The organism is Cupriavidus sp. GW822-FHT06G04 (genome assembly GCF_058799075.1).
In genome coordinates this window covers 84,977-97,559 of the sequence record NZ_JBXALD010000009.1, presented here as the reverse complement: position 1 = coordinate 97,559, position 12,583 = coordinate 84,977, and the positions used below count along the sequence as shown (strand labels likewise).

At 66.8% G+C, this 12,583-nt stretch carries 6 protein-coding genes; all 6 read left to right on the top strand.

Annotated features, from left to right (window positions below):
• Positions 1–896: 896 nt before the first annotated feature.
• From AC1RKI_RS20330 to pelF, 6 genes are read left to right on the top strand one after another with little or no spacing between them, the layout of a single operon-like run.
• Positions 897–3,773 carry a bifunctional glycoside hydrolase/polysaccharide deacetylase family protein gene (locus AC1RKI_RS20330; RefSeq protein WP_492796983.1) on the top strand — a complete coding sequence of 959 codons (2,877 nt, stop codon included), beginning with the start codon at positions 897–899 and terminating at the stop codon, positions 3,771–3,773.
• Complete coding sequence (locus AC1RKI_RS20325) at positions 3,736–7,935, top strand: tetratricopeptide repeat protein (protein WP_492796915.1); 4,200 nt, start codon at positions 3,736–3,738, stop codon at positions 7,933–7,935. Before AC1RKI_RS20330 ends, AC1RKI_RS20325 begins: the two co-directional genes overlap by 38 nt.
• Positions 7,936–7,970: 35 nt before the next feature.
• Positions 7,971–8,519, top strand: a complete 549-nt coding sequence (locus tag AC1RKI_RS20320) for an LpoB-related protein (protein WP_061957327.1) — start codon at positions 7,971–7,973, stop codon at positions 8,517–8,519.
• 21 nt (positions 8,520–8,540) lie between these two features.
• Positions 8,541–10,010 carry a PelD GGDEF domain-containing protein gene (locus tag AC1RKI_RS20315; RefSeq protein WP_407648894.1) on the top strand — a complete coding sequence of 490 codons (1,470 nt, stop codon included), beginning with the start codon at positions 8,541–8,543 and terminating at the stop codon, positions 10,008–10,010.
• 3 nt (positions 10,011–10,013) lie between these two features.
• Complete coding sequence (locus tag AC1RKI_RS20310) at positions 10,014–11,000, top strand: tetratricopeptide repeat protein (protein ID WP_061957328.1); 987 nt, start codon at positions 10,014–10,016, stop codon at positions 10,998–11,000.
• The gene (gene pelF / locus AC1RKI_RS20305) at positions 10,997–12,583 is read left to right on the top strand and encodes a GT4 family glycosyltransferase PelF (protein WP_150979973.1); all 1,587 of its coding nucleotides are present in this window, start codon (positions 10,997–10,999) and stop codon (positions 12,581–12,583) included. Before AC1RKI_RS20310 ends, pelF begins: the two co-directional genes overlap by 4 nt.

The window sequence follows — 12,583 nt, the reverse complement described above, 5'->3', positions numbered from 1 at the left end:
GTTGCCCACTACGAACCAAAAGCAAAACGCTACAGGCCGGTGCACATGCGAGGAGCCATTCTGACGGTTTTTTTTCGTGTGTCAATCAGACTAAGCCCCTAACGGTGTTTCGGCATGCAAACAGCAGATATTAAATTTTTCTACATCGAATTCCAGATTTGTCTGACATCAGATTGGGTGGGCGGCTGATATGCGGCGTATTTCCATATCCCCAGTATCGGAAGCCGGTATCAAACAACAGGGTATCGCGGATTCCGGCACCGGCGTCTGCCACGATTCAGCGTCGTATTGCTTACTCCATATGGACTATGGCTACCAATGGATGATGTGCGGAGAATGACGCCAAAACCACAACGCGGCGGCCGCAGTCACGCGCGCACGTCGCAACAAGGGCGCCGAAAAGCGCCAATGGCCTGATACGGGGAACATCAATGTCAGTCGATTCTTAGTTCAAGGGCGGTGTCCAGCAATGTTCGGACGCCCGCCCACGGCGACGGCCAGCGCAGCTGGCGGGCAACGCTTCGCCGCCATTTCGCACGGATTGTCAAACGCTGTCCCGGCTGGGACCGGCAGGGTAATGCACGCCCATGTCCGCGTCGTGACAAGGCGCGACCGGCACAATTTTTGACAATCTCCTCCATCCGAATGGCCTAGCATCCGACCTGTCTGAAAAACTAGTAAAAATGCTAGTTCCGTATGCCGAAATCGGCATAATGCTGGGTCAGATTCTGCCGGGACGGGTACCTGGCAACGCGCCAGACCACCGCATGCACGACCACCAACAACGAAGCGGACAACAGCCAGTGAAGCGATTGCAGCGAATCATCCGGGGGCTTTTCCAAAAGGTTGACCAGGGCGCTCACACGCGTTCGCTGGGACGTATCTGCCGCCATGCGATGCTGGCGGTGGCCGCGGTGGCGTCGCTGGGCAGCGTGCTGCTGGGATCGCTGACGCCGTCGGCCGAGGCCATCGCCCAGACTCCGCGGACGCCGCCTGCCGATGCGGCTTCTGCGGCCCCCAATGTGGCGTTCCACTACGGCGCCCGGCCGCCGGTCGATCTGCTGCAGGCCTTCGACGTGGCCGTGGTCGAACCGGACAGCGGCTTCGACCCGCGCCAGGCCAAGACGCCCAACACCGCCTGGTTTGCCTATGTCAGCGTGGGCGAGGTGCTGCCCAGCCGCGCGTACTTCAAGGACATTCCGCAAGCCTGGCTGAACGGCAGCAACGATGCCTGGAATGCGCGTGTGGTCGATCAGGCGGCCGAAGGCTGGCCGGCGTTCTACGTGAACCGCGTGATCGCGCCGCTGTGGCAGCGCGGCTATCGCGGCTTCTTTCTCGATACGCTCGATTCGTACCAGCTGGTGGCCAAGACCGACGCCGAGCGCGCGCGGCAGGAAGCGGGCATGGTCCGCGTGATCCAGGCCATCAAGGCACGCTATCCCGACGCGAAATTGCTGTTCAACCGCGGCTTCGAAATCCTGCCGCAAGTGCATGCGCAAGCGTATGGCGTGGTGTTCGAATCGTTGTTCCGCGGCTGGAACCAGGCGCAGCGCGCCTATACGCAAGTCAGCCAGCAGGATCGCGACTGGCTGATGAATCAGGCGCGCGTCATTCGCGACCAATACAAGCTGCCGCTGATCGCCATCGACTACTGCCCGCCGACGGATCGCGTCTGCCAGCGCGATACGGCACGCCGCATCGACGCGCTTGGCATCACGCCGTATGTCACCGATCCCGGACTGCAGACCGTCGGCGTGGGCCGCATCGAAGTGCTGCCGCGCCGCGTGCTGGTGGTGCAGGAGCGCCGCGAGGGCGAACTGATCGACGACAGCGCCGGCGTGCGCTTCGTCTCGATGCCGCTGAACTATCTTGGCTACCGCGTCGATTTTGCCGAGACGCGCGACGTGCTGCCCGAGATCACGCCCGATCGCTACGCCGGCGTGGTGGTGTGGGCCAACGGCAATTTTTCGCAGAACCCGGGCCGTTTCCTGGAATGGATCGAGAAGCGGATCGGCCAGGGCATTCCGGTTGCGTTCATGAACGGCTTCGGCGCACAGCCGGCCGGAGCCATGGCGCGCATGCTGAACCTGAAGACGGTCAAGGGCCGTGTGGCGGGGCCGGTGCAGATCGTGTCGCAGGACAAGATGATGGGCTTCGAACAACCGGTGGCGCCCGATCGCACCGAAGCCCTGCCGATCCAGGTGCAGGACGACGCGCCCAATACGCGTTCTCTGCTGCGCCTGCGCTCCGGCGCGCTGACGTACGACGCCGCCGCCATCATGCCGTGGGGCGGCTACGTGAGCCCGCCGTACACGGTGCGCACCAATTCGGCCAACGATCAGGACCGTTGGGTCGTGCAGCCGCTGGAATTCCTGCGTGAGGCGCTGCGCCTGCCGCAAATGCCGGTGCCGGACACCACCACCGAAAACGGCCGTCGCCTGCTGACCATCCATATCGACGGCGACGGGTTTGCGTCGAAGGCCGAGATTCCCGGCGGCGGCTATGCGGGCGAGGTGCTGTTGCGCGAGATCTTCGACCGTTACCGCCTGCCGATGACGATGTCGGTGATCGAGGGCGAAGTCGGCAAGGCCGGCATGTACCCGCAGTTGTCGGCCGAACTGGAGCCGATCGCGCGCAAGATCTTCGCGCAGCCCTATGTCGAGGTGGCCAGCCACACGTATTCGCATCCGTTCGAATGGCAGCGCACCGTGGCGGGCAAGAGCGACGCCAAGGTGGTGGAGGGCGACGAGGACTACCACCTGCGCATTCCCGGCTACAGGATGGACCTGAACCGCGAGATCGGCGGCTCGATCGACTATATCAATCGCGTGCTGTCGCCCAACAAGCCCGTGAAGATGCTGTTGTGGCCCGGCGATTGCCAGGCGCCGCCCGAGGCGCTGAAGCTGACCGATGCGGCCGGCGTGCTGAACATGAACGGCGGCGACACCATGATCACGCGCAGCAATCCCACCTGGACCGCCATCGCGCCGCTGGGCATCAACAAGGCCGACGACACGTTCCAGGTCTTCGCCACCAACCAGAACGAGAACATCTACACCAACCTGTGGCATGGCCCGTACTACGGTTTCGAGCGCCTGGTGGAAACCTGGGAGCTGACCGACAAGCCATACCGTTTCAAGGCCATGAATATCTACTACCACAGCTATTCGGGCACCAAGGTGGCGTCGCTGAAGGCGCTGCGCACCGTGTATGACTACGCGCTCAAGCAGCCGGTGCTGCCGATCCATTCCACCGACTATGTATTGAAGGTGCTGGACTGGCAGGGCATGGCGGTGGCGCGCGAACTGGGCGATGGCGCGGCCGGCGCGCCGGCAAGCGGCGCCTGGCTGGTGCGTGGCGATGGCAACTTGCGCAACCTGCGCTGGACCGGCGCGGGCGTGCCCGACGTGGCCAGCGCGCGTGGCGTGACCGGGTCGTCGGCGGCGCCCGGCGGTGGCGTGTACGTGCATCTCGACGGCGGCAACGCACGCTTCCGTGTCGTTTCCACCGCCACGCGCGCCGTGCCGGAACTGCCCGAGGCCAACGGCCTGGTGCGCGACTGGCAGCGCGACGGCAATACCACCCGATTCCAGTTTTCCGGCTACTACAAGCCGTTCTTCCGGCTTGCCAATGCCGGCCAGTGCAGCGTGACCATCGATGGCAAGCCGGCCCGTGGCGTGCGCGACAACAACAATACGCTGCGTTTCGATACGCCTGCGGTCAATGATCCGATCCATGTCCAGCAACAAGTCGAAGTCCGCTGCGGCGCCTGAGCGCGAGCGGCTGTTGCCGCCGGCGCTGGTTCTGACCTTTACCGCGATGGTGGGGGTGGGGCTGGCGCTGATGTTCCCGCGCGAAACGCTGCGCGAGCGCCTGCTTGGCCAGGGCCGCGCGGTCGATGGCCTGACCGTGGCCTATCTGGAGGCGTGGTCGCGCGTGGCGCCCGACGACACCAGTTTCATGAGCGTGCTGGCCGAGCAATATGCGCGCAGCGGCCGGCTCGACGACGCCGAGAAGATGCTGGCACGCATGCAGGCCGTGCAAGGCCAGGATCTCACTGGCCATATCCTGCGCACGCGCATCGAGATCACGCAGCAGCGCGCCTACGCGGCGCAGCCGGAATCGCCCGAGCGCACCGAACGTCTGGCGCAGATGAAAGAACTGCTCGCGCAGGCCGCCGCGCCGGAGACGATGCGCCGCTGGACGCTGGCCGACTTGCAGACGCTGGGCTCGCAATCGCGCCAGATTGGCGACGCCCAAGCCGCCAACGTGTTTTTCCGGGCGCTGGGCGTGCGCGATCCTGCCAACGCAGATTTCTACAACCGGCAGCTCGCCAGCATCGCGCTGGCCGGCGGCAACTATCGCGATGCGTCGCAGGCGCTGTTCGACGCGCAGGCGCGTTCGAAAAACCTGTACGAGCAGCGCACGCTGTTCCTGCAGGCGCTGCAGACGCTGCAGTCGGGCAATCTGCTTGACGAAGCGCTCACCGAAGCGGAGCGTCGCGGCGGCAAGCTGCTCGATGACCCGGACGTGTTGCGCTATCTGACTCGTCTCGCGCTGGCCGCCAACAAGCCCGATATCGCTGCGAAATATGTCGAGCGGCTGCTCAGGCTGTCGGCCGCCAGGCCGTCCGGCGCGGCACAGTTGGCGCTGGCGGAATTGCGCCGCGATCAGGCGCAACAGGCCGCGCGCGCCGGAGTGCGCCGCGTATCGGACACCGAGCCCTGGGCCGCACGCGACTACGTGTATCTCGATGGTCCGCGCGGCGTGGCGCGGCGCGAACGGATGGACGCCTTCGGCATGCGCCGCGTGGCAGCCGAGGCCGCGCCGGCATCGACATCGGCGCCGCCCGTCGTCGGCAACCCGACGCAGGCCCAGGCGCAGGAAGCCGCCAAGGCCGAAGTGGCAGCCGCCGTCGCGGCAGGCAAACCGTTCAACGCCGACGACTACGATCTCGCCTATCGCGTGTTCCTGGCCGCTGGCAAGCTCGATCAGGCGCAGAACGTGGCGCAGACGGCCGTGCGCAAACTGCCGGGCGAACCGGTCTGGCGCGAGCGTCTGGCGCAGGTTGCCGAATGGAACCGGCAGCCCACCGTGGCGCTGCAAAGCTGGCTCGAATACGCGCAGGCCACCGGTGACGAGCGCGCATGGAACAACGTCATGCGTCTGGCGCCGGGCCTCAACGACGATCGCGCCTATCTGGCCGCCCTGCGTCATCGTGCTTCCGGCGGCAATCTGAAAGTGGTCGACGAGGTCGTGGCGGCCTACGAGCGGCTGGGCGAGCCGGTCGCGGCCATGGCGTTTCTCGATACGCTCGCCGGCGGCGCCAACGGCCGCCAGATCATGGAGCGCAATGCCGAACTGGCCGAGCGCGCCGGGCGCGACGACCGCGCATTCGAACTCTATGGCCAGCTCGAAAAGCGCTATGGCGCGCGGCCGCTGTATGCGCTCAAGCGCGCCAACCTGCTCTATGTGAAGGGCAGGCTGCAGCCGGCCATGGATGCGATGCTGCCCGCGCGCCGCAATGCCGGCCCGCAGGACCTGCTGTATTGGCGCACCTACACCGAACTGGCGCGCCTCACGCAACGCGACGATCTGCTCAAGGATGGCTATCGGCAGATGATGATCGCTATGGCGCAGACGCACGACGATCACTGCCTGAAGATGCCCGAAGGGCCGGCGCGCAATGACTGCCTGGACGAGGTGCGCGATACCGAGGAAGCCGATTTCTCGAACCTGATCCAGTACTACGACCGTTCGCCGATTGACGCCGGGCGCATCGCCGAAGCCGGCTGGCGCAAGAACGGCAAGCTCGATTCGTTGCAGCTAGCGGTCTACTACTACACGCGCGCCCACGCCTATATCCGCATCGAACGGCTGCTGGCGACGCTCACGCCCGCGCAGCTGCGCGAGGCCGAAGCGTCGGCCGCGTTCCTCGCCCGTCGCGCCGAATACTGGCGCCTGACCGGCGAACGCGATCGTTCGCTGGCGGATTTGCGCCACGCCGTGGGCCAGCGCGATGCCGACAGCGAAACCTACGCCGCGCTGCTGTGGGCGTTGGTCGACATGGGCACCGACAGCGAGGTCCGGGCGGTCATGCAGCGTCTCAAGCCCGATGCCGAGGATGACCCGGGCCTGTGGGGCGCCTATGCCGCCGGTGCGATGCGCTTCCAGGACGGCCGCACTGCGCTGCATTACCTGCGCAAGATGCAGCAGGGCAAGAGCGCCGATCCGCTCTGGCTCGGCTTGAGCGCCGACGCATACGAGGCAATTGGCCAGTCTTCCACGGCCTGGCGCATCCGCAAGCAGGCGTGGGTCGATCTCCATGGCCAGTGGGCGGCGTCGGGCCTGAAGGGCGCCGAGGTCCGCGCGGTCGACCCCGACGAGGACGACCAGGCTGCCGACGGCGAGGAAGAGGACAACCAGGGTGGCCCGGCGCGCGTCGATCTGCGCCGCCAGCAAGTGGCGCTGGGACAGATCTTTGCATCTGGCGATGTGTCGCGCACCCTGGTGATCGAGATGCTGCGCCGCGACCGCGCTGAAACGGCCGCGCGCCGCGCTGCGCCCGGTGATCCGAAATCGCCTTCGCAACTGGGCAACGTGCCGGGCCTGCCGCCGCTCGAAGCGGCGCCGCCCGCCGCGCTGGCCGAACGCGAAGGCCGCCGCCAGCAGCAGTACGCCGCGGCCAGCCGCGAAGTGGCGCTGGCGTGGGCCATGTCGTCGGAGTCGAACGAACTGGCGCGGGCATGGCTGGCGCGCCAGTACGTGCGCACGCTGGAGCGCCCGGCCTACGCCGAGGTCGCGATCGCGCTGGACCAGAACGACATGAACCGGCTCGACCGCATCATGGAACGCCAGGCGGGCCGCGTGCCGGTGGCCAACCAGATCGAGGCCAATCTTCAGCTCGACCGGTTGTCGGCCGCGCAGACGCAAGCGTTCGAAACGCAGGATGTGGCGCGCAGCGACGACACGTTGCAGGAAACGCTTGAAGATGCGCTGCTGTTCAATGCGCAGGCCATCGAGCCGCGCGTCACGTTCCAGCACCAGAAGCCGCTCGAATACTACGAGTACAGCCTGGCGGGCGGCGCACGCCTGTGGGACGGCTACTCGGTCAATCTGCGCGGCGTGTTCCGCGACCAGCGCAGCACGGACCGCACGACGCTGGATAACGTGCCGGGCACCGACCGCCGCGCCGAGCTTGCGCTCGGTTATCGCGACACGCAAAAGCGCTGGCTGCTGGGCGTGGGCCGCCGTGACGGGCTGCAAAGCGTCACCACGGCGCGCCTGACCGGCAACTGGAACCAGGAAGGCCGCGTGTCGTACACGGGCACGATCGGCTACAACCAGCAGGCCGACGAATCGTCGCAACTGCGCGTGGGCGGCATGAAGGACGTGGCCGAACTGGGCGCGACGTGGCGGCTGGGGCTGCGCGAATTCGTCAGCGGCCGCGTGCAGTACAGCAAGTTCTACGGGCAGGACCGCACCGCGCTGGGCCACGGCATGGTCTACGACGTGGAAGCCGGCTATCGCATCCGCACGCAGTATCCCGACTACACGGTGCGTGTGGTGGGCACGCGTGCGATCTACAGCGCCAACGGCGGCACGCTGTCGCCGACCATGCAGCGGCTGCTGCCGGCCGGTGACGACGAGGCGACGCCGGCGTTCTACATGCCGCAGAGCTTTACGCAGGCCGGTGTGCTGTTTGGCTTCGGCACCGACCTGATCGACGACTACACGCGCAAGTGGCGGCCGTTCATGGAAGCCGGCGCGCTGTACGACTCGCGCGCGGGCCACAACTTCCGCGGCCAGTTGGGCGTGGCCGGATCGGTGTTCGGCAACGACCATTTGTCGCTGTATGTGCTGCACGAAACCGCGTCCCGCACCGGCGGTACGCCATTGACCGAAGTCGGCCTGCGCTATCGCTGGCTCTATTGATGATCAAGTTTTCAAGGTAACGAGGGGGATCGAAGATGAACAGGACCAATACCCGCATGGGCCGGCTGGTGGCATGGTGTGGCGCGCTCGGTGCAGCCCTTTGGCTGGCCGGCTGCGCCGTGACGGACGTGGGCCGCGCACCGCAGATGGCGCCCGGCGACACCGTCGCCGTGCTGCCGATCGTGAACTACACCGAGACGCCGCAGGCCGGCCTGCGCGCCGAGGCCATCGCCGAATCGCTGCTGAAGACGGGCGGCGTGGCCAACCTGAAGCGCTATCCCGCGGCGCTGAATCCGGAAACGCTGTTCGAGCCCGCCGAGCGTGAAGCGGTGGGCAAGGCGCTGGAATGGGCGCGCAGCGAGCGCGCCCGCTACGCGCTGACCGGCGCGGTGCAGGAATGGCGCTACAAGGTGGGCGTCGACGGCGAACCGGCGGTGGGCATTTCGCTGCAACTGATCGACGTGGCGACCGGCCAGGTGGTGTGGTCGGCCACCGGCAGCAACGCCGGCTGGAGCCGCGAATCGCTGTCGGGCGTGGCGCAGAAGCTGCTGCGCCGCCTGCTGTCGCCGCTGATGCAAGGTTGAGATTGAGTCGAAAAAGGACGGGTGACAAGCGTGGCTAAAACCGCGGAAAGAACGCGCCAGGGGCAGGGCATCGGCCTTGGCGGGCGCTATGCGCGCTGGCTGGCGCCCGCGGGAGGCGGGGCCGCAGCCGTGCTGGAGATGATCGTCGTGATGGCGGTGGTGATGGCCGCCGCGTGGCTGGCATTGCCGCAGAATCCTCTGCTGCTGGGCATGGGATTCCCGTGGGCGTGGCTGCTGCCGATGATTCTTGCGCTGCGCTATGGCACGCTGGTCGGTGTCGGCGCGACGCTGATGCTCTTGGGCGGCTGGTTCTTCTTCGACAGCCTCGGCGCGCACGAAGCGTTCCCGCGCATGTTCTTCCTGGGCGGCCTGCTGATGGTGCTGGTGGCCGGACAGTTCGGCGACGTGTGGAACACGCGCCTGGCGCGCGCCCGTGCCGTGAACCGCTATCTGGACGAGCGGCTGTCGGCGCTGACCAAGAACCACTATCTGCTGCGGATTTCGCACGCCCGGCTTGAAAACGATCTACTGGCGCGTCCGACCACGCTGCGCGATACGCTGTCGCAACTGCGCGCGGTGGCCTTGCAGGACACCGCGCGCGGTAACCACGCGCAAGCGCTAGCCGGCGCGCAGCCGATGCTGCAGGTGGTGGCGCAGGCGTGCCAGCTCGAAGGCGCGGCGTTGTTCGCGTGCCGCGGCGACGAGATCCTGCCCGAGGCGGTGGCGTCGATCGGCCCGTCCATCGGGCTCGATATCGACGATCCGCTGGTGCGCCATTGCCTGGACACGCGCGAACTGGCGCATCTGCGCTCGACCGGTCTGCAGCAGGACGCGCAGACGCGCTACGTGGCGGTGGCTCCGGTGCTGGCAGGATCGGACCGCCTGATCGGCGTGCTGGTGGTGGAGCGCATGCCGTTCCTGTCGCTGACCTACGAGAACCTGCAGTTGCTGATGGTGCTGATGGGCTACTACGCCGATGGCGTGGACCACGCGCACGCCACGCACGGCATCCAGGAACTGGCGCCGGCAATTCCGTACGCCTTTGCGCTCGATTATTCGCGTCTGTCGCGCCTGCGCCGCGAAACCGGCATCGAGAGTTCGGTGGTGGCGCTGGTGTTCGATCTGGACGAGGCGCGCGACGCGCTGTTCGAACAGGTGGTGCGCAGCAGCCGGGCGCTCGATGTGGCATGGCCCGCGCGCGGCACACACCAGCGCGCCATGCTGACGCTGATGCCGTTGTCGGACAGCCAGGCGGTATCGGCCTATCTGGTGCGCATCGAAGATATGCTGCGCGCGCAGTTCGGCACCGATTTCGCCAGCGCGCACATCGGCGTCTATTCGCTGGCGGTGCCTGCCGCAGGCGCCGAGGAAGCGCTCGTGCGCCTGTTGCATCGGCTGCATCTGGACGGCGGCAACGCGACCCCCGCCGCGGCGGATGCCGGATCGAACGCTGGCGCAGCACTGGCCGCGGGCCAGACACGGACAGGCTGACGCATGGGCAAGCTGACCATCGGCGGCATTGCCGTCCAGATCGCCGCACTGGCGCTGCTGTTCCGCGGCGGCACGGGGCTGCCGCTGCTGCTGTCGTTCCTGGCATTGCAGGCGCTGGCGGCCGGGCTGCTGGGACTGGCGCTGTGGCGCATGTTGCCGCGGCGCTTTCGCACGCCATTCGGCTGGACTTACACCTACCTGGCCGCCTTCTGTTTTCTGGTGCCGTTCGGCGGCGTGCTGGTGTGCCTGGGCAGCCTGCTGTTCGCAAAGCTGTTCCCGAAGCGGCTCGATGACGCCGGCATTGCGTCGGTGGCGCTGCCCCAGTTCGTCACGCATCTGATCCAGCGCGTGACGCACGGCGGCGGGGCGCGTCTGCGCGCGCAGCTTGGCAACACGCGCGCACCGCTGCCCGAGCGCATGACCGCGCTGGTGGCGATGCAGTCGATGCCGGCCCGCACGGCCAGTCCGGTGCTGCGCGAACTGCTGGCCGACAGCACCGACGACATCCGCCTGCTGGCCTACGGCATGCTCGATGGCGCCGAAAAGCAGCTGACGCAGCAGATCCTGGCCGAACTGCCGCGCCTCGAGGCAGCCGATTCGCCGCAGGCGCGCGGCGAGATCAACAAGCGTCTGGCCGATCTCTATTGGGAACTGATTTACCAGAACCTGGTGCAGGGCGACGTGTACCGCTATACCGCCAGCCAGGTGGAGCGCTACGCCAGCGCCGCGCTGGAGATCGACGATGGCAATGCCGCGCTGTGGTACATGCGCGGGCGCCTGGCGCTGACGCGCAATGCGCCGGCGGAGGCGCGCCAATTCCTGGCCCGTGCCGAAACACTGGGCTTTGCCCGGGAACGCGTGCTGCCGTTGCTGGCGGAAGCCGCCTACCTGGAACGTGACTATGCCGCCGTGCGCAAGCTGATGGCGGCTTTCGACAGCCCGTCGCCGCTCCCGCTGGTGCGGCCTCTGCTGCGGTACTGGCAATCATGAGCGAAATTCTGGTCAAGGGGACGTCCGCCGACGTCATGTTGCTGCTCGAAGGCACGTTCCCGTATGTGAGCGGAGGCGTGTCGAGCTGGGTCAATCAGATGATCCGGGCGTTTCCGGAGATCCGCTTCGGCATCGTCTTCATCGGCAGCCGCAGGCAGGACTACGGCGAGATGGTCTATGCGCTGCCGGACAACGTGGTGCATCTGGAAACCCATTTCCTGTACGACTTTCCGCCGCCGCCGATGGTGCATGGCACCGCCGGCGATGCGCGCGCGTTCGAAAAGACCGACGCGCTGCATGAACTGCTGCGCGAGCCGGGCAAGGAAGCCGAGGCCGGCGAGCTGATCCGCGAACTGATGCCCGCGCTGCGCGAGGGCGGGGCGCTGGCCGAGGACGCGTTCCTCTACAGCAAGCGTGCGTGGGACACCATCACCGACCAGTACCGCAAGTTCTGCACGGACCCGTCCTTCACCGATTATTTCTGGACCATCCGCATCATGCACAAGCCGCTCTGGCAACTGGTGCGCATCGCGGACGGCCTGATCCCGGCCAAGGTCTACCACACCGTTTCCACGGGCTACGCGGGGTTTCTGGGCGCGATGCTGCGGCATCGCAACGGGCGTCCGCTGCTGGTGTCCGAGCACGGCATCTACACCAAGGAACGCAAGATCGACCTGTTCCAGAGCCAGTGGATCCGCGACAACCGGAACATCTTCGAGCGCGATATTTCCCAGATCAGCTATTTCCGCGAACTTTGGGTGCGCTTCTTTGAAACGCTGGGCCGGGTCTGCTACGAGGCTGGCGACGAGATCACGGCGCTGTACGAGGGCAACCGACGCCGCCAGGTGCTGGACGGCGCGCCGGCCGAGCGCACGCGCAATATCCCGAACGGCATCAACCTGCCGCGCCTGTCCGCGCTGCGCGAAAAGCGCGCGCCGGGCGTGCCGCCAGTGCTGTGCCTGATCGGCCGTGTGGTGCCCATCAAGGACATCAAGACGTTCATCCGCGCGATGCTGACCGTGGTGCGCGAATATCCCGATGCCGAAGGCTGGATCGCCGGTCCCGAGGACGAGGATGCGGAATATGCGCGCGAATGCCGCAGCCTGGCGCAAAGCCTCGGGCTGGCGGACAAGGTGAAATTCCTCGGTTTCCAGAAGATCGACGAACTGCTGCCCAAGGTTGGCGTGCTCGTGCTGAGTTCGATTTCCGAAGCGCTGCCGCTGGTGGTGCTGGAAGGCTTCGCCGCTGGCGTGCCCTGCGTGACCACCGATGTGGGGTCGTGCAGCGAACTGGTGTTCGGCTTGCCCGGCGACGACGCTGCGCTGGGCGCCGCGGGCGACGTGGTGCGTATCGCCGATCCGGCCGCGCTGGCGGGGGCCGCGCTCGGGCTGCTGCAGCATCCGGAGCGCTGGCGCGCCGCGCAGGCGGCCGGCATTGCGCGCGTGGAGCGCTACTACACGCAGGAGCAGATGGTCGGCAGCTATCGCGAGCTCTACACCGAATTGATGGAAATGCCGGATAACGCGCGCCGCGAGCGGGGCGCCAGCCCAGCCAGGTGCCCGGTGCACGGGGGAGGACGCTGA